Genomic DNA, 26,426 nt, shown 5'->3' on the forward strand with positions numbered 1-26,426 from the left:
CGACCGTTTCTGGAGGATCCCGATGGACCGTCGTCCCCGCCGTCACCTGCTGTCCATCAAGGACCTCAGCGACGCCGACCTGCGGCACCTCGTGGCCCGCAGCGCCGACCACGCCGCCGGTCGGGTCGGGCCTGCCGACCAGTTGCGCGGACTGGTCACCGCTGTCTACTTCCGCCGCACCTCGACCCGGACCCGTACCGCCTTCTCCAGCGGAGCCCTGCGACTCGGCTCTCAGCTGATCAGCTACGGCCCCGGGGACCTGCAACTGAACACCGGCGAGACGGTCGAGGACACCACCCGGGTGCTGTCCGAGATGGTCGACCTGTTCGTCGCCCGGACCGCCGACCCGGTCGCCGAGCTGCGGGCGTTCGCCGGGCAGGACCGGATGGGGGTGATCAACGCGATGAGCGCCGAGGAGCACCCCACGCAGGCGCTGGCCGACCTGAGCACCATGACCGAGCGGTTCGGCCGGGTCGACGGGCTGCGGGTGCTCTACGTGGGGGAGGGCAACAACACCGCCGCCGCGCTCGCGCTGGCCCTCAGCCGGTTCACCGGAACGCGGCTGCACCTGCGCACGCCGCCCGGGTACGGGCTGGACCCGGACGTCCTCGCCGCCGCCCGGGCGGCCGCCGCGCGGACCGGTTCGGCGGTCGCCGAGGCGCACCACATGGCGGACCTGCCGGAGGTCGACGTCGTCTACACCACCCGCTGGCAGACCACCGGCACCACCAAGCCGGACCCGGACTGGCGGCGCGTCTTCGCGCCGTTCCGGGTCGACGGGGCGCTGCTGGCGGCGAGCCCGGAGGCGGTGTTCATGCACGACCTGCCGGCGCACCGGGGCGAGGAGGTCACCGCCGGCGTGCTGGACGGTCCCCGCAGCATCGCCTTCGCTCAGGCGAGGCACAAGATGTCCAGCGCCCAGGCCGCGTTGGAGTGGTGCGCCGGGTGAGCCCGGCCGCGGGTCGCCGCGGCACCCGCCCGCCCCGCAGCACGGCCCCCGACGACGACGGCGGCGGCGGGAGCCCCGGCGAGCCGGTCGCCCTCGGGACGGGGTGCTGGTGGGCCACCTGGACAGCCGGGTGCGGCGCGGCTGGGCCGTCGGCGGCATGGCCGAGGGTGCCGCGTGGCGGATCGTCCCAGGTCACCGGCGGTGCGCCGGCGCCGCCCAAATATGGGTACCGGTTACCCATGTGACCCCCTGCGGGCCGCCGGCACGATATCGGCGTGGAGAGATCGGGGACGCGAATTGCGGCGGCGGTGGGCGGTGCGGGCGACGCCTGGTGGGCGCCCGGCCTCACGCTGGCCGAACGGGTACGGGCAGCCGACGACGGCGGGTCCGTCGTCGCCGACCCCGGGTCCGAGCACGCCGTGCGGCGGTTGCAGGACTGGCGTTCGGCGTACGAGCTGGGGACGACGGGGCAGTTCGCGCACCGCCTGGCGGCCCTGAGGATCACCGAGGGGCAGTTCCTGGCTCTCCTCGACCGACCGCCGGCGGCGCTGGCGGCCGGGTCGGCGGCGCCGGGCTGGGCCGAGTACACCGAGCGGGCGCTCGGCCTCGCCCCCGACGGCGCCTCCCAGCCGACCCCGGGCACCCCGTGGTCCGACGCGTTCGCCGGCGTGCTGGCGCCGTTCGTCGCGGCCGCCTGCGCCGACCTGCGGCAGCGGGTACGGGCTCCCGGGACGCCCGCGGTGGTGGACCTCGCCGCCGTGTACGCCGGGTTCGCCGACGCGCTCCGCGCCCGGCTGGTCTCGATGGCGTCGCGTACCTTCGTCCTGGAACTCAACGTCGCCCGCGCCGCCGGCCGGCTGGCGGGTCCCACGCCCGAGCACCGGTTCGCCGCCTTCGTGGCCGACCTCGCCCAGCGCGAGCGGCTGACGCGGGTGATGACGGACTATCCCGTGCTGGCGCGGATCCTGGCGACCGCCTGTCGGCACGCCGTCGAGGCGGCGGCCGAGCTGCTCGACCGGTTCGTCGCGGACCGGGCGGAGATCCTCCGGCGGTTGTTCGACGGCCACGATCCGGGCCCGCTGGTCGGAGTCGACGTGGCGGGAGACTCGCACGGGCACGGGCGGGCGGTGGCGCTCCTGCGCTTCGCCTCCGGCGCCCGGGTGGTCTACCGGCCGCGCTCGGTCGCCGTCCACGTGCACTTCAACGAGGTCCTGGACTGGCTCAACGGGTTGCTGCCGGAGCTGGAGCTGCGCAGGTTGACCGTGCTCGCCCGCGGTGGCTACGGGTGGATCGAGGTCGTCGATCGTGCCGCCTGCTCCGACGCCGCCCAGGTGGGCGCGTTCTACCGCCGGCAGGGGGTGCTGCTCGCGCTGCTGTACCTGCTGGGCATGACGGACATCCACCACGAGAACCTGATCGCCTGCGCCGACCAGCCCGTCCTCGTCGATGTCGAGACGCTGCTGCACCCCGACCTGCCCGTGCCGACCGCCGCGCCCGATCCCGCCGCCCGGGCGCTGCGGACGTCGGTGTACCGCACCGCCCTGCTGCCGCAGCCGCTCATCGGCGAACGCGGCCTGCTGGACATCTCCGGCCTGGGCGGCGACCCCGGCGCGCAGCAGCTCCGGGAGGTCGTCGAGTGGGCCGCTGCCGGCACCGACACGATGCACCTGGTACGTGGTGCCGCGCCCGTGCGGGCGGCCGAGAACCGCCCGACGCTGGACGGCGTCCCGGCCGACGCCGCCGGGTACACGGGCGAGCTGCTCGCCGGCTTCCGCGCCGGGTACCGCGCCATCGCCCGGCGGGCCGGCGACCTGACCGGCCCGGACGGCCTGCTCCGGCGGTTCACCGCCGACGAGCTGCGGGTCATCGCCCGGTCGACGCGGACCTACACCGTGCTGCTGAGCGAGTCCACCCATCCCGACGTGCTGCGCGACGCGCTCGACCGAGACCAGATCTTCGACCTGCTCTGGGCGGCCTCGGTGGACGACCCGGTACGCAACCGACTGGTGTCCCGCGAGATCGAACAGCTCTGGGACGGCGACGTCCCCCTGTTCACCTGCCGCCCGGACGACCGCGACCTGGCCGGGGGCGACGGCGTCGGATTCGTCGACGTGCTCGACGAGCCGGTGCTGACGACCGCGCTGCGCAGGATCGCCGCCATGGGCGCGGTCGACCAACGCGACCAGGAGTGGATCGTCCGGGCCGCGCTCGCCGGCCGACTCGGCGGGGCACGCCACGAGTGCGCGGAGCCGGCCCCCGTCCGGTGGGAGGCCACGGCACCGGACCCGGGCAGGCTGCTCACGGTCGCCTGCGGCATCGCCGACAAGATCATCTCGGACGCCTACGACGACGGCGTGTTCGCCAACTGGCTCGGCCTCGAACCGGTGGACGGCGGGCACAGCACGATCATGCCGCTGGGCGCGGGGCTGGGAAACGGATACCCGGGCACCGCCCTCTTCCTGGCCGAACTGGCCCGGCTGACGGACGTCGACCGCTACGCCGAGGCCGCCCGCAGGGCGGTGCGCCAACTTCCCGTGCTGCTCACCGCGATGCAGGCCCGGCCGTACCTGGCGGACACGGTCGGCAGCGGCGGGTTCACCGGCCTCGGGGGGATCGCCTACGCGGCGGCCCGGCTCGCCGACCTGCTCCGGGACGACGCGCTCGGCGACTCCGTCGAACCGGCGGTACGCCTCGCGGCGATCGCCGCCGCGACGGACCCCAACCCGGGCGTGCTCGACGGGCTGGCCGGCTGTCTCGCCGCGATGCTCGCCGTCAACGAGCTGACCGGCCTGCCGCTCGCCGCCGAGACGGCCCGCGACTGCGCCAAGCGGCTGCTGGCGGCAGTCCCCACGCTGCCCGCGCAGCCCGGCTTCGCCACCGGTACGGCCGGGATCGGCTGGGCCCTGCTGCGGTTCGCGCAGGCGGAGGGCGACGAGCGGTACGCCGAGGCCGGCAGCGCGATGCTGGCCCGTGCCGCCACCGGCCCGGTCCCGGACCCGTCGGCGCACTCGTGGTGCCACGGCGTGCCCGGAATCGCGGTCGCCATCGCCGACCAGGGCCGGCTGCTGGCAGACCCGGCGCTGGCCGCCTTCGTGGACCGCGCGGCGACCGCCGTGTCGAGATCGGGGCTGGTCGACGACCACAGCCTCTGCCACGGGGAGCTGGGCAGGCAGGAGATGCTGTCGGTCGCCGCCGCGCGCGGTCGCCGGGCCGCCGCCAGCGTCCGCTCCGACCAGGCCGGACAACTGGTCGCCGCGCTGGACCAGGCCGGCCCGAGATGCGGTGCCGCCGGCGGCGTGAGCGTCCCCGGCCTGCTGGACGGCCTGGCCGGGATCGGCCACGGACTGCTCCGTATCGGCTTCGCCGATCGAGTGCCCTCGGCACTGCTGCTGCATGCCGAGCCGACGACATCCGACGTGGTGTCGAGAACCAGATAGGGGGAAGATATGCGGAACGACCTGACTGTTCCTCGACCGGCGGGGGCGGCCGAGGAACCCGAGCCGGCCGACACTCACCCGGCGGGCGACATCAAGTTCAGCTTCCTGTGGCACGTCGGGAGGCGGTCGGGCATCCTGACCGGCCTGATGATCGCCGCGCCCGCCATCGCGGCCATCATCGACACCGGTGGTACTGGCGGTCACTCGTCGGAGTGAGTTCGACCGGGAGCGGCACCTTCCCGTGTCGTTTCATCGACAGCGGGCGCCCGTGTTCGACGCGGTAACGCGGGTGCCGCTCACGTTAGCCTGCGGGCATGCGCTTCTCCTCGCCGGTGGTGATCGGACGTGATGCCGAAATCCGCGCCGTCAACGCTCGACTGACGGCCACGCGGTCCTCGTCCGGCGGCACGATCTTCCTGATCGGCGAGGCGGGGATCGGCAAGACCCGGCTCGCGGAACACTGCGCGCACGCGGCGGCGGAGGCCGGTATGGAGCTGCTACGGGGCCGTAGCAGCTCCACCGGCCCCATCGTCCCGTTCCGCCCGCTGACCGAGGCGATCTTCGCGCTGTCGCGCACGGGCCGGCTGCCGGACAACACCGAGCTGGCGCCCTACCGCCCGGCCCTCGCCCGACTCGTCCCCGAGTGGCGGGACCCCGCGGTGCCGGAACGGGTGGCCTCGATCGTCGAACTGGCCGAGGCGGTCCTGCGGCTCGTCACCGCCGTGGCCGGGGGCCGGGGCTGCGTCCTCATCCTCGAGGACATCCACGACGCCGACGCCGAGACCCACGCCGTCGTGGAGTACCTGGTCGACAACCTCGCCGACCTGCCCATCCTGATGGTGGCCACCATGCGGCCGGGCAGCGGCCCCGCGACCGAGCTGGCCTGGGCCGCGGCTGTGCGTCGCTCCGCGACCGTCGTCGAACTCCACCCCCTGTCCGACCAGGAGGTCCACCAGCTCGCCGCCGCCTGCCTCAACACCGACGCCCTGCCCGCCGAGCTGACCGACCGGCTGGTACGCGACAGCGAGGGCAACCCGTTCGTCGCCGAGGAACTGCTGAACAGCATGATCGGCGCGCGCGCACTGGTCCGCGACGGCGACGGCTGGCGGTTCACCGACGACCCGGCCATCGCGTTGCCGAACACCGTCACGCTCAGCGTGACCCGCCGGCTGGCCGGCCTCGATCCGCAGGCGCGGACACTGCTGCACACCGCCGCGGTGCTGGGCCGGCGCTTCCCCGTGGCTGCGCTGCGGGCGGCGACCGGTCTCGAGGAGCGGGCCATGCTGAGCCATCTGCGCTCCGGCGTGGACGTCGAGGTCGTCATGCCCGACCGGTCGACGCCCGACTGGTACTCCTTCCGCCACGCGCTGACCGCCGACGCGATCCTGGCCACGCTCACCCCCGCCGAACGGTCCGCGCTGGCCAAACGCGCCGCCGACGCGCTGGAGTCGGCGTACGCCGGGCTGCCCGGACACTGGTGCCAGCTCGCGGCCGAACTCAGGCAGACCGCCGGGGACAACCACGCCGCGGGCCTGTTGTTCGCGGAGGCGGGCCGGCGGGCACTCGGCGACGGCGCCACCACGTCGGCCGTCACCCTGCTCGACCGCGCGTACCAGCTGATGTCCGACCCGCCCGACCCCGAGGCGCGCGCCGGCATTCTCGAGTCGCTGCTCAACGCCCTGGCCGAAGCCGGCCACGCGAACCGGGCGTTCGCCCTGGTCAACGACGCGACCTGGGTGAACGCCGTGACCCTCGGCGTCGAGCAGCACGTCAGCATCCGGACCCGGCTCGCCTGGGTCGCGGTCACGACCGGGCGGTGGGCCGACGGCGCGTCCCAGGTGCGCATCGCCCGGGCGGTCCTCGGCAGCAACCCGCCGCCGGGGCCGGCGGCCCGGGTGGACGTGGTCGAGGCGCACCTGATCTTCGGCGACGGTGACGGCTGCGGCCGGACCACGCAGGCCGAGCAGCTCGTGCTCCAGGCCCTGGCGGTGGCCGAACGGGTGCCGATGGCGGAGACGGCGTGCCAGGCGCTGCAACTCCTGGCCATGATCGCCCGGAGCCGGAGCTTCGACGAGGCGGAGTCCTACCTGACCAGGATGCTGGCGATGGCCGAGGAACACCGCCTGCCCCTGTGGCGCATCAACGCGCTGTTCCGGCTCGGGGTCAACCAGAGCATGCGCACCGGCGAGCAGACCCTGCTGCGCCAGGCGGAGCAGGCCGCGCAGCTGTCCGGCGCCATCATGATCGGGCAGAGCATCGAGGGCGTGTACGCGATCCGGGCCGTGATGCAGGGCGACTACCCGACGGGGGACGAGCTCGCCGCCCGGTGCGCCGCGGCGACCGCCCGGCTGCGCAACATCGACGACCAGCAGTTCGCGCTGGTGACGGCCGCCGCCTCCGCCGCCCACCGGGGACGACGGCGACTGATGGAGCAGCGGCTGGAGGAGTTCCGGGCGGTCGGTGGGGGAGAGTCCGGGCACGTTCCCCTCGCCTACGGCTTCTGCGAGGCCGTCTGCGCACTGCTGGAGGAGGACCGGCCGGCGGCGATCCGGGCCCTCGACCTGGCCCGCGCGTGGGAGGACGACCACCCGAACACCTACTACATGACGGGCCGCTTCGGACTGCGACCGCTGCTCGACGCGCTGGCCGGGTCGCTGGACCGCACCGGCATGGAGGCGGTGGCGCTGGCCCCGGGCGCGACCCTGCGCTGGAACCGGCAGTTCCTGCACCTGGCGAAGGCGGTGGTGTACGGGCGCGCGGGGCAGCGCGAGCGGGCCGCCACGGAGGTCGCGTTGGCCCTGGAGGCCGCGGCGCCGTACCGCATGTCGTACCACCTGGGGTTGCGTCTGGTCGCCGAGGCCGCGCTCGCCGACGGGTGGGGCGAGCCCGTCGCCTGGCTGAGGGCGGCGGAGGACCACTTCCACAACGTCGACGCGCCGGTGATCGCCGGGGCCTGCCGGGGCCTGCTCCGTCAGGCCGGCGCGTCGCTCGGGCAGCGGCGCTCCGGTCACGACCGCATCCCGGCCCGGCTGCGCGCCGTCGGGGTGACCGTCCGCGAGCACGAGGTGCTCGTGCTGCTCGCGAAGGGCCACGACAACCAGGATCTGGCCTCGCTGCTGCACCTCTCGCCACGTACGGTCGAGAAGCACGTCGCCAGCCTGCTGCTCAAGACCGGACACGCGAACCGCAGGACGCTGCGCGACAGCGTGGACGAGCTGCTGCGGCCCGACAGCCGCTCCGGGAGCAGTCGGTGAACGGCCCCGACCGCCCGCCGGGCGGCCGGGGCCGCGTCGGTCGGAGGTGCGCGGGTTGAACCTCAGAAAAACTTGATCCGTTCCAAAATACTGGACTATGTTCGACACGTGACGCCCGACTTCGAGACCCAGCTGCGGGCGGTCTCGTTGCGCGTGACGCGGCCCCGGTTGGCGGTGCTCAGAGCGCTGCGTGACCACCCGCACGTCGACACCGACACGGTGATCGCCCTGGTGCGGGCGGACCAGCCCACGGTCTCCCACCAGGCGGTCTACGACGTGCTGCGCGCGCTCACCGACGCCGGTCTGGTGCGGCGCATCCAGCCCGCCGGGGCGACCGCCCGCTACGAGTCCCGGGTGGGCGACAACCACCACCATGTCGTGTGCCGCTCCTGCGGCGCGATCGCCGACGTCGAGTGCGCCGTCGGCCATGCACCCTGTCTCACCGCCTCCGACGACCGCGGCTTCGTGGTCGACGAGGCGGAGGTCGTCTACTGGGGCACCTGCCCCGACTGCGCGACCGAACGCACCGTTCAGTGAACCGCCAGTCCGGAAGGAAGCAGATGAGCGACACCCAGGACAATGGCCCCGTCAGCGCGCAGGGCGTGGACAAGAAGGAGGCGGCCGGTTGCCCGGTCGCGCACGACTCCGTGACCGCGCACGGCAGCGAGAGCGAGAACCCGGCGATCGACTCGCCGACGCCGAAGACCGGAGGCCGTCCGCGCACCAACCGGGACTGGTGGCCCAACCAGCTCGACCTCTCGGTGCTGCACGCCCACTCGTCGAAGGGCAACCCGCTGGGGGAGGACTTCAGCTACGCCAGGGAGTTCGCCAAGCTCGACGTCGAGGCCCTCAAGCAGGACATCGTCAAGGTCCTCACCACCTCGCAGGACTGGTGGCCGGCCGACTTCGGCCACTACGGCGGCCTGATGATCCGGATGAGCTGGCACGCCGCGGGCACCTACCGCATCGAGGACGGCCGCGGCGGCGCCGGCGACGGTGGCCAGCGGTTCGCCCCGCTCAACAGCTGGCCGGACAACGCCAACCTCGACAAGGCCCGCCGGCTGCTGTGGCCGGTGAAGCAGAAGTACGGCCAGAAGATCTCGTGGGCCGACCTGCTCGTGCTCGCCGGCAACGTCGCCCTGGAGTCGATGGGCTTCAAGACCTTCGGCTTCGCCTTCGGCCGGGAGGACGTCTGGGAGCCCGAGGAGATCTTCTGGGGCCCGGAGGACACCTGGCTCGGTGACGAGCGCTACGCCTCCGAGAAGGAGATGGTGACCGGCGTCGGGGCCACCGAGATGGGGCTCATCTACGTCAACCCGGAGGGCCCCCGCGGCAACGCGGACCCGCTCGCCGCGGCGCACTTCATCCGTGAGACCTTCGCCCGGATGGCGATGAACGACGAGGAGACCGTCGCCCTCATCGCCGGCGGCCACACCTTCGGCAAGACCCACGGCGCCGGCGTCGCCGACGACCACGTGGGCCCCGAGCCCGAGGGCGCCCCGCTGGAGTCGCAGGGCCTGGGCTGGCTGAGCACCTACGGCAGCGGCAAGGGCGGTGACACGATCACCAGCGGCCTGGAGGTGACGTGGACCGACGTGCCGACGCAGTGGAGCAACCGGTTCTTCGAGATCCTCTTCGGCTACGAGTGGGAGCTGACCACGAGCCCCGGCGGCGCGAAGCAGTGGGTCGCCAAGGACGCCGAGGCGATCATCCCGGACGCCCACGACCCGTCGAAGAAGCACAAGCCGACGATGCTCACGACCGACCTGTCGCTGCGCGTCGACCCGGCGTACGAGAAGATCTCGCGCCGTTTCCTGGAGAACCCCGACGAGTTCGCGCTGGCGTTCGCCAAGGCCTGGTACAAGCTGCTGCACCGCGACATGGGGCCGGTCGAGCGCTTCCTCGGGCCGTGGGTCCCGGAAGCCCAGCTGTGGCAGGACCCGGTGCCGGCCGTCGACCACGAGCTCGTGGGCGACGCCGACGTCGCCGCGCTCAAGGCGAAGGTCCTCGAGTCCGGTCTGACGACCGCGCAGCTGGTCTCCACCGCCTGGGCCTCGGCCGCCAGTTTCCGGTCCACCGACAAGCGCGGCGGCGCCAACGGCGCGCGGATCCGTCTCGAGCCGCAGCGCGGCTGGGAGGTCAACCAGCCCGAGCAGCTCGCGACGGTCCTGGAGGCCCTCGAGGGCATCCGGCAGGAGTTCAACTCCGCCGGCGGCGCGAAGATCTCGCTCGCGGACCTGATCGTGCTGGCCGGCTCGGCGGCCGTCGAGAAGGCGGCGCGCGACGCCGGCGTCGAGGTGACCGTGCCGTTCCGGCCGGGCCGCACCGACGCCACCCAGGAGCAGACCGACGTCGAGTCCTTCCGGGTGCTGGAGCCGCGCGCCGACGGGTTCCGCAACTACCTGCGTGCCGGCGAGAAGACCCAGCCGGAGGTGCTGCTCCTCGACCGCGCCTACATGCTCAACCTGACCGCGCCCGAGATGACCGTCCTCGTCGGCGGCCTGCGCTCCCTCGGGGCGAACGCCGGCGGCACTCGGCACGGCGTCCTCACCGACCGGCCCGGCCTGCTCACCAACGACTTCTTCGCCAACCTGCTCTCCCCGGGCACCCGGTGGAAGGCGTCGGAGTCCGCCGAGCACGTCTACGAGATCCGGGACCTGGCCAGCGACGAGGTGAAGTGGACCGCCACCGCGGTCGACCTGATCTTCGGCTCCAACTCCCAGCTGCGGGCCCTCGCCGAGGTCTACGCCAGTCAGGACGCGCGCGACAAGTTCGTCGCCGACTTCGTCGCGGCCTGGACCAAGGTCATGGAACTCGACCGGTTCGACCTCGTCTGACCCGGCTCCGGACGACGAGCCCCGGTCGATCGCTGGTGGATCGACCGGGGCTCGTCCGCCGTCGGGTCCGGTGACCGGGCGGGCGGCACCGCTGGTCCCTGTCCCGTCGACGGCGGAGGCCGGGCGGCCCCTAGCATCACGGGGTGCGTGTGAAGTCGCTTGCCGCCCTACTCGTCCTGTCCGTCGCCGGGGCGGGCCTGCCCGCCTGCGGCAACTCCGCCGCCGACGGCGACCCGCCGCCGGCCCCGCCAGCCGCGGCGACGCCGGCCGGTGGGGCCGAGGCGAGCAGCCCCGGGGCCGCCCCGACGGCCCGTTCCGGACTCGGCGGACCTTCCGCGAGCGCCAGCCCGGGGCGCGCGACGAAGGCGGGGACCCTGAAGGCCGGCAACCCGGACGGCGGCGCGGCCGTGCCGGCGGAGGCGCGCGTCGTCGACACGTCGAGGCCGACCCGGACGATCGGCAGTGGCACCGCCGCCAGTTGCACCTCGGCCGCGGTGGTGAAGGCGGTCGCGGCCGGCGGCGTCATCACGTTCGACTGCGGGCCGCAACCGGTGACGATCAAGATGACGGCCACCGCCAAGGTCCGCAACGCCAACGGTCCCAGGGTGGTGCTGGACGGCGGCGGCAAGGTCACCCTCAGCGGCCAGGGGCAGCGGCGGATCCTCTACATGAACACCTGCGACAGCGCGCAGGGCTGGACCACCTCGCACTGCCAGAACCAGGACCACCCCCAGCTCACCGTGCAGAACCTGACCTTCGCCGACGGCAACTCCACCGGCGAGCGCACCGAGGGCGGCGGCGGTGGGGCGATCTTCGTCCGGGGCGGCCGGTTCAAGGTGGTCAACTCGCGCTTCGTCCGCAACCGCTGCGACCGGACCGGCCCCGACCTGGGCGGCGCGGCCATCCGGGTACTCAGCCAGCACGAGAACAAGCCCGTGTACGTGGTGGGCAGCACGTTCGACGGCGGCGTCTGCGCCAACGGCGGCGCGCTGAGCAGCATCGGCGTCACCTGGGCGGTGCTGAACAGCGTCCTGCGCGGCAACCGGGCGGTCGGCACCGGGGCCAACCCGGCCAGGCCCGGCACACCGGGCGGCGGCAGCGGCGGGGCGATCTACTGCGACGGCAACGAGTTCACCGTCCGGATCGCCGGCACCCTCATCGAGGGCAACGAGGCGAACGAGGGCGGCGGGGCCGTCTTCTTCGTCAGCAACGACCGCACCGGCACCATGCGGATCGAGAACTCCACCCTGCGCCGCAACCCGAGCAACGGCTTCGAGACGCGCGGCTACCCCGGCATCTTCTTCCTCGGCGCCCGCAACCCGACGCTGACCGGTTCCAGGCTGAGCTGACCCAGGGCGGTCGACGCGGATGGGCACGGCGCGAGCCCGGTCCTAGGATCGGGTCATGGGAAGGACCGACCGCGCCAGCCGGGTGATCGCGGCACCACCGGCGACCGTCTACGGCGCCCTGCTCGACCGGGAGGCGCTCGAGGCGTGGCTGCCGCCGGACGGCATGCGCGGGCGGATCGAGCGATGGGATCCCCGGCCCGGAGGCGGGTTCCGGATGGTCCTGACCTACCTCGACGCCGCCGACAGCCCCGGCAAGACGTCGGACGCGACGGATGTCGTCGACGTCGGGTTCGCCGCCCTGGTGCCATCCGAGCACGTGGTGCAGCGGGCGGTGTTCGAGGCCGACGACCCGGCGTACGCGGGCACCATGACGATGACCTGGCACCTCGCGGCCACCGGCGCGGGGACCGAGGTGACCGTCACCGCCACGGACGTACCACGCGGTATCGACCAGGCGGACCACGAGGCCGGGATCGCCTCCTCGCTGGCCAACCTGGCGTCGTACGTCGAAGCGGCTGGCTGAGGTCGTCGCGGGGGAGGATCGCCGTACTCGGCGCTCACCGGCCGGGTCGGTAGGCTCCGACAGTGGAGAGCAGTCGAGGGCGGATCGTGGTTCAGATGTTGTTGGATGCTGCGGAGAACGCCTCGCCGGTCGAGGCGGTGGAGGCGGTCACGCGAGGGCTCGGCGCGGCGCTGGGGGCACGTACGATCGCGTTCCTCATCGCGGACCTCAGCGGCCGGGCGCTGGTCCGGTTGACCCACGTGCCGCTCGACGGCGCCGGTGCGGGACGCCGGGACGGCGACGAGGCCGCCACGGTGATGCCGTTCGACGGCGGCCCCGCCGAGCAGGCGCTGCGCGCCCAGGCGGTGCAGGTTCTCGCGCAGCCCGACGGATGGACCGTGCTGGCCCCGGTGACCGAGCGCGGCGAGGCGATGGGCCTGCTCGAGATGGTCCTGCCGGACGAGCCCGATGCGCGAACGCTGGAGGAGATCGCCCGCACGGCGCACGTGTTGGCGTTCGTGGTGATCGCCAACCGGCGGTACACCGACCTGTTCGAGTGGGGGCAACGGACGACCCCGTTCACTCTCTCCGGGGAGATCCAGCGCCGCCTGCTGCCCGCCTCGTTCACGTGTGAGGCCAGCGCGTTCACCCTGTCCGGCTGGCTCGAACCCGCCGCCAGCATCGGCGGGGACACCTTCGACTACAGCCTCGCCCGCGACGTGCTGCACTTCAGCGTCACCGACGCGATGGGCCACGGGGTGGCCAGTGCGCTGACGGCCACGCTGGGCGTGGGCAGCCTGCGCAACAGCCGCCGCCGCGGGGCTGGTCTGGTGGAGCAGGCCGACGCTGCGAACGCCGACGTGGCCGCTCACGCCAGCGTGCCCGGCAGTTACGTCACGGCGGTCCTCGGCCGTCTGGACCTGCGCGCGGGGGTGTGCGCGCTGCTCAACGCCGGGCACGTGCCGCCGCTGCTGGTGCGCGACGGGGACACCCGGGCGCTGTCGCTACCGGCCAACTTCCCCCTCGGCATGTTCGCCGAAGCCAGTTACGGCGCAGGCGAGGTCACGCTGCGACCGGGCGACCGTCTGGTGGTGATCACCGACGGGATGCGGGAGCGCAACGCCGCCAGCCTGGACCTTCCGGCCCACTTGCGGTCGATCGCCGGGCTGCATCCGCGCGAGGCCGCCCGGGCGTTGGCGGATGCCGTGCTCGAGGTCAGCGGGCCGACTCTGGCCGACGATGCCACGCTGTTCATCCTCGACTGGCACGGCGGGCACAGCGAGGACCGGAGCACCAGCGCCGGCGCCGACCAGGCACGTGCCAGCGGCGCGCTGCCCGACTGACTACCGGCCCGTCGCGTCGTGCCCGGACGGCAGATCGGCCTCGGCCGCCTGCACGCTGTCGTAGATGTCGATCACGCGGTCCACCGACGTGACCGTCAGGACGCTCCGCACGGCGGGCTGCACCGCGGCGAGGCAGAGCCGACCGCCGGCGTCACGCAACGCCTTGAACATCACCACCAGCGCGCCCAGCCCGCTGGAGTCCATGAACCCCACCTCGGCCAGGTCCACCACCACCTGGCGGTCACCGGCGTCGACCAACCGTTGCAGACCCTCACGCAACTGCGGGGACGTCGCCAGGTCCAGCTCGCCGCGCACCTCGAGCACGGTGCAACCACGGCCCGGCCGGACCGACAACAGCAGTGCCACGACAGCCTCCCCACGCCGATGATCCCCGCTCACCCTATGCTGCCGGGTGCGGACCGCCGCCGGCCGGCGTGCGTCGCGCCGACACGCCCGGCCGTTTGACCGCGGCAACTCCGGGTAGTGCTGATCACCGCGGAAGCGTCCCGCCCCGAGTTGTGGCACAGTAGTCCGGCGCGGTCACCCAGCGGGGAGGAGGAACGGCGCGATGCGCGTAACCACGACGTTCTCACTCCCGCGTCGACCGTCCTCGGTGACCCGCGCCCGGCACGTACTCGCCACCCTGCTGAGCCTCACCGACACCGCCGAGGACTCCCGTGGTCACCTCGCCGTGCTGATCACCGAGGCGTGCACCAACGCGGTGCTGCACGCGGACGCCGACAGCAGCGTCGACATCACCATCGTGATCGACGACGACGTCTGCCTGCTCGAGGTCGGCAACCGCGGCAGCATCCCCGACGGCGCCGGGCTCGACGCCGCACTGCCCGCCCCGCTCACCGTCGGTGGTCGCGGACTGCCCCTGATCACCGCGCTGGCCGACACGGCCGCCTTCGTCGCCGGGCCATCGGACCAGGTGCTGCTACGCGTCACCAAACACCTCACCGGCGTACGGACGTCGCCGGTCGCCTGACCGCCGTCGACGGCCGGCCACGGCCCCGCCGGATCGTCCGGGACATCGCCGACCGGCACGCGCGGATCGTCCCGTCCCCGGTCGGGTTGGTGACCTCATGCTTGCCGTGCGTGACCGGATGGTCGAGGGTCGAACCCTGCTCACATCCGTCGCACATGTGCCGAGGAGTCCCATGCAGCCGTTCGACCTGACCAGTGGCGACCAGATCCTCCTCCAGCCCGCGCTGGCGAACAACGTCAGCGGGATGAACCTCTCCGTACGCACCGATCTCGGCACCCGCGTGGAGGCGTGGCGGGCGGCGCCCACCGTCACCGGTGACCAGAGGTTCTTCTGCCACGGCTACTCGCTGGGCACTTTCGGGGCGCACAGGTACACCGTCTGGGGCGACTTCCTGCCGCAGGTGCTGGCCGACGAGTACCAGACACTCGGGCGGATCGACAACGCGCGCAACGTCGCGGCCAGGGACGTGCTGGTCTGGTGGCTGGGGGGCACGGACGCGTACCACTCCGCCGTGGTGGAGCAGCCGGCGTTCCTGCCCACCGGCGCCCTGGACCCGGCGCACACCAGGGTCAGCTCGAAGACCGGCACCGGCCCGCTGTGGATCGGTGTGCTGGCCGAGGACGTGAAGCAGCAGTACCGCTCCGCGGCGTACATCGAGGTGTACCGCCGCAACCAGTGAGGCGCGGCGCGGGGCGGTCGGACCTCCGGCCGTCCCGCGCCTCCTTGCCCAGATAGAGGTACGCCGATTGACAAAGTTTGGAATCCAAACTTAATCTGCGGTTCGCGATCGGGTGCGGCCGCGTTCGTGGTGGCGCCTGCCGCGAGCCCGTCCCAGCGGCAACCCAGGCGAGGAGCGTCATGGCCGAGATGCGAGGCACGACGAGAAGAACCCGATGGCGGCTGAGCCTGTTCACCGGCGCCCTCACCCTGCTGTTGGTGAGCCTCGGCCTGACGTTCGCGGTGAGCGCGCACGCGGCGGCCGGCTGCCGGGTGGCGTACTCGGCCAACCAGTGGCCCGGCGGCTTCACCGCGAACGTGGCCGTGACCAACCTCGGTGACCCGATCAACGGTTGGCGGTTGACCTGGACGTTCCCCTCCGGGCAGCAGGTGACCTCGGCGTGGAACGCCAACGTCACCGCCGCTGGCGCCAACGTCACCGCCACCGACGTCGGCTACAACGCCGCCATCGGCACCAACGCCACGGTGTCCTTCGGCTTCAACGGCTCCTGGTCGGGCGCGAACACCGCCCCCACGTCGTTCGCCCTCAACGGCGTCACCTGCACCGGCGGCGTCGGCCCCACCTCCGCCCCGCCGACCACCGCCCCGCCGACGACCCCGCCACCCACCACCCCGCCACCCACCACCCCGCCGCCGACCGGTGACCCGATGGCCTACGTGGCCGCGATGCAGCCCGGCTGGAACCTCGGCAACACCTTCGACGCGGTCGGCAGCGACGAGACAGCCTGGGGCAACCCGCGGGTCACCCAGGCGCAGCTGGACGCCATCCGGGCGCAGGGCTTCAACAGCATCCGGATCCCGGTCACCTGGAGCAACCACCACGGGGCCGCGCCGGCGTACACGATCGACGCGGCGTGGCTCAACCGGATCAAGGAGGTCGTCGGCTGGGCCCTGGATGACGGCTTCTACGTAATGATCAACATCCACCACGACTCGTGGCAGTGGATCAACGCGATGCCGACCGACCGGACCACCGTCCTCAACCGCTACAACGCGCTGTGGACCCAGATCGCGGCCGCGTTCCGGGACGCCTCGCCGAGGCTGCACTTCGAGAGCGTCAACGAGCCGCAGTTCGCCAACAGCTCCGGCGACGCCCAGAACGCCCAGCTGCTGCACGAGCTGAACACGTCCTTCCACCGGATCGTGCGGGCCTCCGGCGGCAACAACGCCACCCGGATGCTCGTCCTGCCCACCCTGCACACCTCGTCGGACCAGGCCCGCATCGACGAGCTGACCAGCACCTTCACCCAGCTGGGCGACCGCAACCTGATCGCCACCGTGCACTTCTACGGCTACTGGCCGTTCAGCGTGAACGTCGCCGGGGGCACCCGGTTCGACGCCACCACCCAGAAGGACCTGACCGACGCCTTCGACCGGGTGCACAACGCCTTCGTCGCCAAGGGCATCCCGGTGGTGATCGGCGAGTACGGCCTGCTCGGCTTCGACCGGCACACCGGCACCATCCAGCAGGGCGAGAAGCTGAAGTTCTTCGAGTTCCTCGGCTGGTACGCGAAGACCAGGAAGATCACCACCCAGTTCTGGGACAACGGGCAGCACTTCAACCGGCTCACGTTCCAGTGGAAGGACGCGGAGCTGTTCGCGCAGATCAAGTCGAGCTGGACCACCCGCTCCGGCACGGCCTTCGCCGACCAGGTGTACGTGCCGCGTACCGGCTCGATCACTGCCAAAACGCTCGCGCTGAACCTGAACGGCACCACCATCCAGGGGCTGTACCAGGGCAGCACCGCCCTGGCGCAGGGCACCGACTACACCGTGTCGGGCAGCCAGCTCACGCTCACCGCGAGCGCGCTGACCCGGCTGGTCGGCAGCCGGGCGTACGGCGTGAACGCCACCCTGCACGCGCGGTTCTCCGCCGGGGTCCCGTGGCGGATCAACGTGATCACGTACGACCCGCCGGTGCTGTCGAACGCGACCGGGAGCACCACCTCGTTCGCCGTGCCGACCCAGTTCCGGGGTGACCAGCTCGCCACCTTGGAGGCGAAGTACGCCGACGGCAGCAACGCCGGCCCGCACAACTGGACGCCGTTCAAGGAGTTCGACGTGGCCTTCGCCCCCGACTACGCCGGCAACCGCATCACGCTGACCGAGGCCTTCTTCGCGGAGGTCAACGACGGCGCCCGGGTGACCCTGACGTTCCACTTCTGGAGCGGCACGACCGTCACCTACCACGTCACGAAGTCGGGCAGCGGCGTCACGGGCGTCACCGCCGCCGCGGCCCGGGTGGGCTGACCCGGCAGCGGTCTCCACGCGCAGCGGGCCGTGGCCGCCAGGCGGTCACGGCCCGTTCCGCGTACCCGAAGGGATCATCCGCTGCGGTCCGCGCCGCCCGCCGGCGCACCGGCGGCGTGGGCCCGGGCGGGGTCGCTGAAGGTGCTGACGCCGGGGACCAGCAGCGTGACGGCGCTGGCCGCGGCGGTCAGGGCGGCCGCCGCGACGAGGGTGGGCTGGATCCCGAACGCCGCGACCGCCGGCCCGGTGAGGGCGTACCCGACCGGCAGCAGGGCGAACGCGCTGAGCTGATCCAGGGCAAGGGTCTTGCCCAGTACCTCGGCGGGGATCTCGCGTTGCAGGGCGGAGAGCCAGGAGATGAAGTAGATCTCCACGACGAATCCGCCGAGGGCGAAGCAGAGCGCCGTGACCGGTAGCGGCAGGGCGAAGGCGAGGCTGGCGGGCAGGGCGGCGTAGGTGGTGAGGGCGAGCATGCTGACCGTGCCGGGCCGCCGGGGCCGCCACCGGCCGGCCAGCGCGATGGCCGGGAGAGCGCCGGCGGCGGCAGCGGCGAGGACGAGCCCGTAGGCGAGTTCGCCGCCGAGGCGGTCCGCGGCGATCAGCGGGAGCAGCGTCAGGCTGGGCGCGGTGCCGGCGAAGAGTTGGACCGCGACGGCAGCCATGACGGCGGCGACCCAGGGACGGCGCCGGACGGTGGCGATGCCGGCCGCGGCGTCGGCAAGGACGCTGGTCCGGGGCCGGTCACCGGCGGCGACGTCGCGTACGCCCAGCACCGCGAGGGCGCCGGTCGCGAACAGCAGGGCCGCCAGGCCCAGCGCGGCGTGGATGCCGATGGCGGTCACGATCGCGGCGCCGGCGAGCGCCCCGAGGAGGGTCGCGGAGCGCTGCACGGCGGACATCAGGGCGTTGCCGCGCTCCAGCAGGCCGGCGGGGAGCAGCGCCGGGATCAACGACCGCATGGCCGGCCGGGACAGGGACTCGGCCACGCCGGAGAGCGCGGTGACGATGCCGAGCGCGGCCAGGGGCAGGTCGTCGAGGGCGAGCAGCGTGCCGAGGACGATGGCGGTGCGCATCAGATCGGCGGTGAACAGGATCCGGGGCCGGGAGACGCGGTCGGCGAGGATGCCCCCGGCGAGCAGGCAGACCACCAGGGCGATCGCCCGGCCGGCGAGGATGACGGCGATGGTGCCGGCACCGGCCCCGCGCTGTACGGCGTACAGCGCGAACGCGACCGGCAGGATCTGGTCGGCGACGGCCCCGGCGGACTGGCTGGCCCACACCCGCAGGAACCGCGGGTGCTGACTCAGCTTCTGCGCGGCGGCGGTGGCGGGGCTGGTGGGCGCGCTCATGGCGTGCGGCGCGCCCGGCGGTGGCCGGTGGCCGGCACGCCGACGACGGACGCCGGGCCGGCCGCGTGACCGGGCGGGGCCCCGCGGCTGCCGGTGCCGGGCGCCACGATGGGGACGCCGGTGCGGCCGGTCGGGCTCATCCGAGCTGCTCCGGGCCGGCGGCGGGGTCGGCCGGTGACCGGTGGGAGCTGGCGGCCAGGCGGAACGGCGGTGGATACCCCGGCCCGGTGGGACCGGTGCCGTCGTCGGGTGCGGGATTGCCGGCGGAGAGCAGGTAGGTGGCGAACTCGTGGTCGGGATCCACGCCGAGCATCGCCTCGACGCCGCTGTCGTGGAACGCCACGGTCTGGAACGGCGCCAGGCCGAGCGCCGTGCAGGTCAGCGCGAAGGTCTGACCGTAGTGGCCGGCGTCGAACATCCACAGCCGGTAGGCCCGGGGGTGGCGGTACTTCCAGGACAGGCGGGCGGCGACGGTGGTGGTGAGGCAGGTGAAGGCCCCCTGGTAGGAGGGTTCCTGTTCGTACGCCAGGGCGGCGATGCGCTCGCGGTCGACGGTGGCGTCGAGGAGTTCGAGGCGGTGCACCTCGGGCGCGTAGTGGTAGAGGCCGGCCGGGACGCCGGTGACGTCGTAAACGGCCACGTAGCACTCGACCTCGTGCCGGCCACCGGCGGAGGCGCTGATGCGTCCCTGCTGCGGGCCGAACGCGCCGCCGTCGAGGAATCGCTGGGGCGCGAACGTGCAGGACAGGACGGTGGCGAGCGCATCGATGCCGACCGGGGTGCCGGCGAACGCGCGGTGGGTGCGCCGGGCGGCGAAGACGTCCTCCACGGGCGTACGCAGCGGCAGGGCGCGTCGGGGAAGGTGCACGGCCGGGGCGTCCGGGTACCGCTTGAACGGCGCCGGAGGTGCGCCGTCGGCGGCGATCTGCGCGGCGGTGGCGTCGCGTTGCGGCGAATCCACGAGGTAGTTGGCGTCGCGGGCCTCGGTGTGCATGCGCGACGCGATCGGCCCCCAGTGCTGCCAGACGGGCGGGGTGCAGGCGTCGTCGGTGTCGGCGACGAGGATGCCGGCCTCGCGGAGCTTGTGGACCGCCTGGACGGCGGCGTCGGCGGCCTCGCCCCCGAACTGGGCGGCGACCTCGTCGACGTCGGTGAAGTCGTCGAGCCGCTGCAACAGGCTCAGCAGGTCGGGGGTGACCCGCAACCACCGGCGTTGACCGGGCAGGGCGACCATCAGCGCATCGCTGTCCCAGCGGCAGACGAGCTGGTCGCGGCGACGTACCCGCATTCCGGTGCCCTTTCCACGACGAAGCACGACGGACGGAGTGGTGCCGGACCCGCACGCGGGTCCGGCACCGGGCGCGTCAGACGGCGCCGTGGTTCAGCACAACTTCGTTCGTCTCGACGATCACGATGTCGAAGGCCATGGCTTGTACCTCCTCTCCGGCGCGATGGGCTCGGTGCACCCCTGGACGGGACCGTCCCCGCTGCATCCGGGACGGGCGTTCGGGGGAACCTGGGTGCCGCGGATACGCAGTCAGGATGCGGATCGGTCGGGCGGACGAGGCGGGAAAGTCGACTGCGGCGAGCGTTCGGGACCCCGAAAGAGAAATTCGGAGACATTTCCCGAGCGGTACGCCGTCATGACAACTCCCCTCATCCGTTCCCGCTTGCGGCAATAGAGAAGGTAGCGAATGCGTCGACCCCCTGCCAAGGGGTCGGCGGTCTTTCCCGGGCCGTCTTACAGCGAGAGTCAATGGAGATGCGAGGCGACCGCCAGGGCCGGCGGCGGCCGGGGCGCCGGGTGCCTGGTCGCCGCCACGACGGGGCGGCTGAGCCGGCGGTCAGGGTGCCGGGAGCTGGCGTGCCGGCCAGCGGCTCGGCGCGGGCGTTCGCGCAGGTGGAGCCCTTGTCCCGGCCGACCCCGCACCCGCTGGCGAGCGCTCGCCGGGCGTCTCGGGTGGTGGTGGCCGGCCCTTGGCCGGGTTCGGCGCGCCGCCGCGCAGGCGGGTGGTCCGGTGCTCCTCAGCGGCGTTGGGGCTAATCGGGTGTCCCCGGACAGGCAATGCCGTCGGGCGGTGAGGATTCCCTCCCGATGGGTCGCGGGTGGGGAATTCGTGCGCGTGCTGGTGTATCGCCTCGGCGGGCCTTTGGCCATTGGTCTCCAGGCATTCCTGCCCGCGACTCTGCGGCCGGTCAACGCATTCGGATGCGTCAAAGCCTCAGGGGCGGCCGATTAGCCGGCCCGCCAGCCCGCCAGCCCGCCGACACGCCGACGCCGGCCGACCTGGCACGGGTACCAGGTCGGCCGGCGTCGCTGTCGCGCGAGGAGAGGAGGGTCAGACGGCCCCGACGGCCACCGGCTCGGCGGCGGGGGCCGGAGGGGGAACCGGCGCGGCAACGGCGACGGGAGCCACCGCCTCCTCGGGCAGGTACCTGCCGAGCTTGCGGATCCGCCTGGCGTTGTTGACCAGGACGTCGATCGGCGGCAGGTCGGTGTCGAGCCGTACGGCCGTCGGGTTGGCGGCGGCGTGGTGGATGTTGCTCAGCAGCGTGTGGAACGACCGCGGGAACAGCGAGCGTACGAACTTGGACTGCTGCCGGCCGCGCTTGATGCTGGTGATCGGCTTCGACCAGTCGATCTGACTGGGCCGGAACCGGTGCTGCCGCATCAGTTCGCGCCGGAACTCCTGCCACGACACCAGCTTCAGGTCGAACCGCTCGGCGATCTCGCGGGTGGTCGCCGGAGTCACCGGGTAGCTGATCGGCCGCGGCGTTTCCGACAACGCGTTGTCCACGACCGACCGGGCCAGCACGTCGCCGGCGACGATCGGGCTGGTGACCTCCGAGTCCCAGATCAGGCCCAGCTGGAGCATGTGCGAGATCATGTTCCAGAACGAGTACTCCATGCCGGGGTCCTTGAACCCGGTGGGCGCGCCGCCCAACGCGAACGGCGCCTGGTAGATGTGGATGGGCACGCCGTCACGGTTCGCCCGCAGGCTGAGGTGCTTGACGACCCACTTCATCCTGCTGTAGCCGGTGTAGAAGAAGCTGTTGCGGTAGAAGTCGCGCCGCTGCTGGTAGACCTCGCTGCCGACCGAGCCGATGACGTGCAGCGTCTTGAACCGCTCCTGCAGGCAGAACTCCGCGAGCCGGAGCGTCGGCAGGACCTTCTCCTCGCGGTACCGGGCGTAGGGGTAGTCGTGGGTCGTCGCCCCCGCGGCGTCGATGACCACGTCGACCTCGGTGAGCAGTTCGTGGTGGGCGGCGGGGTCGAGCCCCATCGCCGGCTCCAGGTAGCTGCCCTCCAGGACGGACAGCTTCCCGGTGTCGGGCAGCTCCATCTTGTACTTGCGCAGCTGCCGGGCGATGCGGTCCTCGCCGGACTTGTCGCCCTTGCGGCGCACCAGGGCGTAGACCGTCGCCACCCGGGCGTCGCCGAGGAGCTCACGCAGCATGTGCATGCCGACGTATCCGTTCGCGCCCAGCAGGAGCACGTTCTTCGGCTCGTCGGCGCCGCGTCGGGGAAGACGGCCCGCTACCGCTCGCGGGTCCTCCGAGTAGCCGAGCGAGATCCGGTTGGGGCTGCCTGTCGACAGCGCGATCCGGTCGCTGTTGTGGCGCAGGAAAATGTGCATCGATCCGCCTTTGCACGAAGGGTGGGTGTTGGGGGCCGGACGGGGACCGCGTCGGCTGTCAGGCCACGCGCCGGTCGAGGTGCTGCCAGAACCTCTCGCGCAGCTCCCGCCGGAGGAGTTTTCCGCTGGGGTTGCGGGGCAACTGGTCGACGAACTCGAAGCTCGCCGGGATCTTGAAGTCGGCGATCCGCCCCCGCAGGAACGGGGTGAGATCGCGGGCGGTCGCGGGCTGGTCGGGGTGGGTCACCACGAAGCAGTGCACGACCTCGCCCCAGTGCTCGTGCGGCACGGCGACGGCGGCGGCCTCGACCACCCCCGGGTACGCGCAGACCGCGTTCTCGATCTCCGCCGGGTAGACGTTCTCGCCGGCCACGATGATCGTGTCCTTGATCCGGTCGCGTACGAAGAGGAAGCCCTCGTCGTCGAGGTAGCCAGCGTCGCCGGTGTGCAGCCAGCCGTCGACCAGGGTCGCGGCGGTGGCTTCGGGCAGGCCCCGGTACTCGATCATCCGCGCCGGGGTCGACAGGCAGATCTCGCCGACCTCGAACGGCGGCAGCACGCGGCCCGTACCATCGATGATCTTCACGGCGAAGCCCGGGTACGGCCGGCCGGCCGCCTGCATGCGCGGCCCGCCGACGACGTGCTCCGACGGCGGCAGGCAGACGGCGGTGTTGCCGCTCTCGGACAGGCCGTAGATCTGCGCGAACTCGCAGTCGAACATCTCGATGCTGCGGCCGAGCAACGCCTCGGAGATCGGCGACCCGCCGTAGACGATCTTCCGCAGCGAGACGAAGTCCTCCCGCTTCGGCCGGGGCGGCGCGAGCATCATCTGCAACTGGGCCGGCACGACACACGCCGTGGTGACGCCGTGGCGGCGGATGAGGCGGACCGCCTCGTGCCCGGCGAACACCCGGACCGACACGTTGGTGATGCCGGCGCTGAACCCCTGGATCGACCACCAGAGTCCACCGATGTGAAACCCCGGGATGCCGATCAGGCTCACGTCGTCCGGCCGCCAGTCGATCCAGTCCAGGCCCTCGGAGGCGAGCGCGTCCCGCACCGCGAAGAAGCTGCGGTGGGCCAGCACGACACCCTTGGGGTTGCCGGTCGTGCCGCTGGTGTACACCTGGGCCAGGGGTTGCTCCTCGGTCCAGGACGGGTCCAGGTCGGCGTCCTCGTCGGCCTGCCAACCGGTGAAGCCGGCCAGCGACACGACCTCGCGCAGCTCGGGCAGGTCCGGCCGCAGCGCGTCGACGGTGTCCAGGAGATCCTCGTCGCAGAAGAGGACCGTGCTGCCGGAGTCGCGCATGATGTGCCGGATCTCGCCGGCGCGCAGCCGCCAGTTGATGGGGACCAGCACGGTGCCGGTCTTGGCACAGGCGAACAGGACGTCGTAGTAGTGCTCGGACTCCTTGCCCAGGTAGGCGACGCGGTGCCCGGCCGTGACCCCGGCGCGCCGCAGGGCGTGCGCCGTCCGGTTGCTCGACCGGTGCAGCTGCGCGTAGCTGACCGTACGGTCCTCGCAGTGCACCGCCGGATGGTCGGGCCGCTGCCCGGCGTGGAAGGCGACGACGTCGTGCACCGTGCGCAACTGCGGGTGGTACGCCGTCATCGGGCCGTCCCGTCCGGGACCGCCAGCGTCTCCTCGAGGTACTGCACGATCGCCGGGCCGGACGCGAGGGCCGGCAGCAGGTTCGGGTCGATCTCGATGCCGAACGCGTTCTCGAGCGCCATCATGAGCTGGATCTGGCGCAGCGAGGTCCAGCCCGGGACGGTGTCCGGGTCCAGGCGCTCGGGCAGCTCGTCCGGTGCGACACCGAACACCGAGCCGACGACCTCGCGGACGCGGGTCTCCAACATTGCTACTCCTTGGGTGTCGCGCCGGGGCCCTGCCCCGGGGTGAAGAAACGTCGCGTGATCCGGGAGATGGTGCGGAAGTCGTCCGTGCTCACCTCGTCGAGGGAGATCTCCGTGCCCAGCTCCGCCTCGATCAGGTAGAGCAGCTCGACGAAGTGCATCGAGTTCAGGACGCCCGTGTCCACGAGGTCGTCGTCGAGCCCGACCGAGTCGATGTCCGGACATCTGGCGCGCAGGAACGTGGTGAGGAACTCCGGAACGGTCTCGGTCGTACTCATGACCCCTCCTGGGGGCGTGTCGGTGCGGGGAGGATCTTCGTGGTGAGCCGGGCAGCCGACGGTTCGTCGGCGCACCGGTGTTCGGCCACGGCCCGTCCCGTGGAGAGGCCCGTCGGGATGAGCCGGTTGGTGCGCAGCGCGACGGCCGGATCGCGCAGCAGCGGGTTGGTGTCGCGCACGGTGGCGGAGAACAGCGCGAAGACCGGGTCGATGACCTTGGTCGCCCCGTCGGCGTCCTCGACCTCGACCCAGGCGTGGACCAGGTCGAGCATGCCGACGACCCAGCCGATCCGGGTGACCGCCGGGATGCCGGCCCGGTGGCAGAGCTGGGCCAGGTACCGGCTCGCCGAGTCGCAGCTCGCCACGCCGTGCGTGGTCACCAGGTCCACGTCGTTCTGCAGGGCCTCGGGCAGCTTGACCCAGCGCAGGTCCATGGCGGCGAACTCGGCGGCGATCGCCCGCAGCTCCGGGGAGCGCAGCTCGGCCCGCTCGCCCGTCGTGTGGACGGTGGCGGTGACGGCGAGCTGCGACGCCGTACGGGTGACGGTGTCGCCGCGCTCGGCGCTCGGTCCGGCGCCGCCGTCGGCGGGTTCGACCGTCAGGTCGTGCACCGCGCCGCCGCAGCGTTCGGGGCGCGGCAACGCCAGCGTGCTGGTCGGCTGCGGGCCGCACGCGTCGGCGGCACACGCGATCCGCAGCGCGAACCGGGAGGCGCGGGGCGCGAGCAGCTCCTCGGTCGACGAGCGCATCCACCGCAGCGAGTAGGCGAAGGCCTGCTCCGGCACGGTCGTGCCGGTGCCCGAGTACAGCGCCAGGTTGAACAGGTCGCGCGAGTCGAAACGCTCCTCGCCCGGGTCACCACTGGCGGGCAGCCCGCGGTCGAGCAACGTGGAGAGCGTGTGGTCGTCGCAGCCGAGGACCTGTCTCGCCGAGGCGCGGTCGACGTCGCCGAGCCGGTGCTCCGGCGGGACCGCGAAGAGCGTGTCCAGCCCCCGGGCCAGTCCGGGGGCCGTCATGACCGCCCCGGGTTGTCGCGCCACATCGTCTTGATGACGCTTCCGGTGCTCAGCACGTACTCGTCCACGGACGTCCAGCCGAGCATCTCGTTGATCTGCACCTGCTCCGGGCCGGCCGAGGTCTCCAGGTAGCCCGGCAGGCCGAGGGCCTCGGCCCGCGCCTGGCCGGCGCGCATCAGGACGTAGCCGACGCCGACGGAGTCGACCCGCCGGCCGAGCACCGCGAACCACACGTGCGGGCTGCTGGGGCGCATCCGGTCGAGCGCGTTGGAGATCCGCACCGCCTCCATCACGGCCCGCGGCCCGGCCAGCAGGCACGCCACCGAGCGCAGCGCCCACCCCCACCACGGCGTCGTGCGCTCGTCGCCGTAGAGGACGAGGATCCCGTCGAGCCGGTCGGCCCGGTACGCGGCGAGGGTGATGCCCGAGCTCATCAGCTGGGCGATCACCAGCTCGGCCAGGTACAGCGCGGTCAGCGCGGACATGCGCTGCCACCGGGGGAGCGAGCCGGCGGCGGCCCAGATGGCGCCGTTCTCGTACGCCTGGGCGAGCAGCCGGGAGCCCGCCCACAGCTGTCGCCACCCGAGGTCCCGGACCTCGAGCCTGGGCTCCGGGCGCGCGATTGTTCGACTGTTCAC

At 72.7% G+C, this 26,426-nt stretch carries 21 protein-coding genes; 12 read left to right on the forward strand and 9 right to left on the reverse strand.

Features of this window, described 5'->3' with window-relative positions; genetic code table 11:
• The first annotated feature begins 22 nt into the window (after window positions 1-22).
• The 9 genes from ABZ573_RS24665 (at window position 23) to ABZ573_RS24705 (ending at window position 13,671) form a co-directional block, all read left to right on the forward strand.
• On the forward strand, window positions 23-949 hold the full coding sequence (locus tag ABZ573_RS24665; protein WP_151453863.1) for an ornithine carbamoyltransferase: 927 nt from the start codon (window positions 23-25) through the stop codon (window positions 947-949).
• A 275-nt stretch (window positions 950-1,224) separates the two neighbouring features.
• Entirely contained in the window at window positions 1,225-4,386 is a 3,162-nt protein-coding gene (locus ABZ573_RS24670) for a type 2 lanthipeptide synthetase LanM family protein (protein WP_358121310.1), read from the forward strand.
• Window positions 4,387-4,395: 9 nt separating this feature from the next.
• On the forward strand, window positions 4,396-4,602 hold the full coding sequence (locus ABZ573_RS24675) for a hypothetical protein (RefSeq protein ID WP_132240586.1): 207 nt from the start codon (window positions 4,396-4,398) through the stop codon (window positions 4,600-4,602).
• Window positions 4,603-4,700: 98 nt separating this feature from the next.
• A complete protein-coding gene (locus ABZ573_RS24680; protein WP_358121312.1) occupies window positions 4,701-7,640 on the forward strand; it encodes an AAA family ATPase in 2,940 nt (979 codons plus the stop codon).
• 108 nt (window positions 7,641-7,748) lie between these two features.
• Window positions 7,749-8,177, forward strand: a complete 429-nt coding sequence (locus ABZ573_RS24685) for a Fur family transcriptional regulator (protein WP_132240588.1) — start codon at window positions 7,749-7,751, stop codon at window positions 8,175-8,177.
• A gap of 23 nt (window positions 8,178-8,200) precedes the next feature.
• Window positions 8,201-10,477 carry a catalase/peroxidase HPI gene (gene katG / locus ABZ573_RS24690; protein ID WP_151453866.1) on the forward strand — a complete coding sequence of 759 codons (2,277 nt, stop codon included), beginning with the start codon at window positions 8,201-8,203 and terminating at the stop codon, window positions 10,475-10,477.
• A gap of 143 nt (window positions 10,478-10,620) precedes the next feature.
• Complete coding sequence (locus ABZ573_RS24695) at window positions 10,621-11,826, forward strand: hypothetical protein (RefSeq protein WP_358121315.1); 1,206 nt, start codon at window positions 10,621-10,623, stop codon at window positions 11,824-11,826.
• A gap of 55 nt (window positions 11,827-11,881) precedes the next feature.
• Window positions 11,882-12,349, forward strand: coding sequence for an SRPBCC family protein (locus tag ABZ573_RS24700; protein WP_358121317.1), 468 nt, complete (start codon window positions 11,882-11,884; stop codon window positions 12,347-12,349).
• A 62-nt stretch (window positions 12,350-12,411) separates the two neighbouring features.
• Entirely contained in the window at window positions 12,412-13,671 is a 1,260-nt protein-coding gene (locus ABZ573_RS24705) for a PP2C family protein-serine/threonine phosphatase (protein ID WP_358121319.1), read from the forward strand.
• Here the strand turns inward: ABZ573_RS24705 and ABZ573_RS24710 are convergent, their stop codons facing one another.
• Window positions 13,672-14,037 (reverse strand): STAS domain-containing protein, encoded by a 366-nt coding sequence (locus tag ABZ573_RS24710; protein ID WP_151453870.1) that lies wholly within the window; start codon window positions 14,035-14,037, stop codon window positions 13,672-13,674. It abuts the gene before it with no gap.
• A gap of 202 nt (window positions 14,038-14,239) precedes the next feature.
• On the opposite strand from ABZ573_RS24710, the gene ABZ573_RS24715 reads away from it, so the two are divergent.
• From ABZ573_RS24715 to ABZ573_RS24725, 3 genes are all read left to right on the forward strand, one after another.
• Window positions 14,240-14,662 (forward strand): ATP-binding protein, encoded by a 423-nt coding sequence (locus ABZ573_RS24715; protein ID WP_151453871.1) that lies wholly within the window; start codon window positions 14,240-14,242, stop codon window positions 14,660-14,662.
• 172 nt (window positions 14,663-14,834) lie between these two features.
• The gene (locus ABZ573_RS24720) at window positions 14,835-15,341 is read left to right on the forward strand and encodes a hypothetical protein (protein ID WP_358121322.1); all 507 of its coding nucleotides are present in this window, start codon (window positions 14,835-14,837) and stop codon (window positions 15,339-15,341) included.
• Window positions 15,342-15,520: 179 nt separating this feature from the next.
• On the forward strand, window positions 15,521-17,650 hold the full coding sequence (locus ABZ573_RS24725) for a cellulase family glycosylhydrolase (RefSeq protein ID WP_358121324.1): 2,130 nt from the start codon (window positions 15,521-15,523) through the stop codon (window positions 17,648-17,650).
• Between the two features lie 74 nt (window positions 17,651-17,724).
• On the opposite strand, the gene ABZ573_RS24730 is transcribed toward ABZ573_RS24725, so the two are convergent.
• The 8 genes from ABZ573_RS24730 to ABZ573_RS24765 form a co-directional block, all read right to left on the reverse strand.
• A complete protein-coding gene (locus ABZ573_RS24730) occupies window positions 17,725-18,999 on the reverse strand; it encodes an MFS transporter (protein ID WP_192581455.1) in 1,275 nt (424 codons plus the stop codon).
• 136 nt (window positions 19,000-19,135) lie between these two features.
• On the reverse strand, window positions 19,136-20,287 hold the full coding sequence (locus ABZ573_RS24735; protein WP_358121326.1) for a SagB/ThcOx family dehydrogenase: 1,152 nt from the start codon (window positions 20,285-20,287) through the stop codon (window positions 19,136-19,138).
• A 1,051-nt stretch (window positions 20,288-21,338) separates the two neighbouring features.
• Entirely contained in the window at window positions 21,339-22,637 is a 1,299-nt protein-coding gene (locus ABZ573_RS24740) for an SDR family oxidoreductase (protein WP_151455470.1), read from the reverse strand.
• A gap of 58 nt (window positions 22,638-22,695) precedes the next feature.
• Window positions 22,696-24,249: a long-chain-fatty-acid--CoA ligase gene (locus tag ABZ573_RS24745; protein ID WP_151455469.1), complete on the reverse strand. Its 1,554-nt coding sequence runs from the start codon at window positions 24,247-24,249 to the stop codon at window positions 22,696-22,698.
• Window positions 24,246-24,497, reverse strand: coding sequence for an acyl carrier protein (locus ABZ573_RS24750; RefSeq protein ID WP_151455468.1), 252 nt, complete (start codon window positions 24,495-24,497; stop codon window positions 24,246-24,248). The genes ABZ573_RS24745 and ABZ573_RS24750 overlap by 4 nt, the downstream gene beginning before the upstream one ends.
• Before the next feature lie 2 nt (window positions 24,498-24,499).
• Window positions 24,500-24,772 (reverse strand): phosphopantetheine-binding protein, encoded by a 273-nt coding sequence (locus ABZ573_RS24755; protein WP_132240601.1) that lies wholly within the window; start codon window positions 24,770-24,772, stop codon window positions 24,500-24,502.
• A complete protein-coding gene (locus ABZ573_RS24760) occupies window positions 24,769-25,788 on the reverse strand; it encodes a hypothetical protein (protein WP_151455467.1) in 1,020 nt (339 codons plus the stop codon). The genes ABZ573_RS24755 and ABZ573_RS24760 overlap by 4 nt, the downstream gene beginning before the upstream one ends.
• Entirely contained in the window at window positions 25,785-26,426 is a 642-nt protein-coding gene (locus ABZ573_RS24765; protein WP_151455466.1) for a hypothetical protein, read from the reverse strand. The genes ABZ573_RS24760 and ABZ573_RS24765 overlap by 4 nt, the downstream gene beginning before the upstream one ends.

The sequence above is a fragment of the Micromonospora sp. NPDC007220 genome, from assembly GCF_040634035.1.
Taxonomy (GTDB): domain Bacteria; phylum Actinomycetota; class Actinomycetes; order Mycobacteriales; family Micromonosporaceae; genus Micromonospora; species Micromonospora reichwaldensis.

Excerpts from the sequence above, each read along its gene's own strand:
- ABZ573_RS24665 (WP_151453863.1), top strand. The coding sequence starts at position 23 with ATGGACCGTCGTCCCCGCCGTCACCTGCTGTCCATCAAGGACCTCAGC.
- ABZ573_RS24675 (WP_132240586.1), top strand. The coding sequence starts at position 4,396 with ATGCGGAACGACCTGACTGTTCCTCGACCGGCGGGGGCGGCCGAGGAA.
- ABZ573_RS24680 (WP_358121312.1), top strand. The coding sequence starts at position 4,701 with ATGCGCTTCTCCTCGCCGGTGGTGATCGGACGTGATGCCGAAATCCGC.
- katG (WP_151453866.1), top strand. The coding sequence starts at position 8,201 with ATGAGCGACACCCAGGACAATGGCCCCGTCAGCGCGCAGGGCGTGGAC.
- ABZ573_RS24700 (WP_358121317.1), top strand. The coding sequence starts at position 11,882 with ATGGGAAGGACCGACCGCGCCAGCCGGGTGATCGCGGCACCACCGGCG.
- ABZ573_RS24715 (WP_151453871.1), top strand. The coding sequence starts at position 14,240 with ATGCGCGTAACCACGACGTTCTCACTCCCGCGTCGACCGTCCTCGGTG.
- ABZ573_RS24720 (WP_358121322.1), top strand. The coding sequence starts at position 14,835 with ATGCAGCCGTTCGACCTGACCAGTGGCGACCAGATCCTCCTCCAGCCC.
- ABZ573_RS24725 (WP_358121324.1), top strand. The coding sequence starts at position 15,521 with ATGGCCGAGATGCGAGGCACGACGAGAAGAACCCGATGGCGGCTGAGC.
- ABZ573_RS24730 (WP_192581455.1), bottom strand. The coding sequence starts at position 18,999 with ATGAGCGCGCCCACCAGCCCCGCCACCGCCGCCGCGCAGAAGCTGAGT.
- ABZ573_RS24735 (WP_358121326.1), bottom strand. The coding sequence starts at position 20,287 with ATGCGGGTACGTCGCCGCGACCAGCTCGTCTGCCGCTGGGACAGCGAT.
- ABZ573_RS24740 (WP_151455470.1), bottom strand. The coding sequence starts at position 22,637 with ATGCACATTTTCCTGCGCCACAACAGCGACCGGATCGCGCTGTCGACA.
- ABZ573_RS24745 (WP_151455469.1), bottom strand. The coding sequence starts at position 24,249 with ATGACGGCGTACCACCCGCAGTTGCGCACGGTGCACGACGTCGTCGCC.
- ABZ573_RS24750 (WP_151455468.1), bottom strand. The coding sequence starts at position 24,497 with ATGTTGGAGACCCGCGTCCGCGAGGTCGTCGGCTCGGTGTTCGGTGTC.
- ABZ573_RS24755 (WP_132240601.1), bottom strand. The coding sequence starts at position 24,772 with ATGAGTACGACCGAGACCGTTCCGGAGTTCCTCACCACGTTCCTGCGC.
- ABZ573_RS24760 (WP_151455467.1), bottom strand. The coding sequence starts at position 25,788 with ATGACGGCCCCCGGACTGGCCCGGGGGCTGGACACGCTCTTCGCGGTC.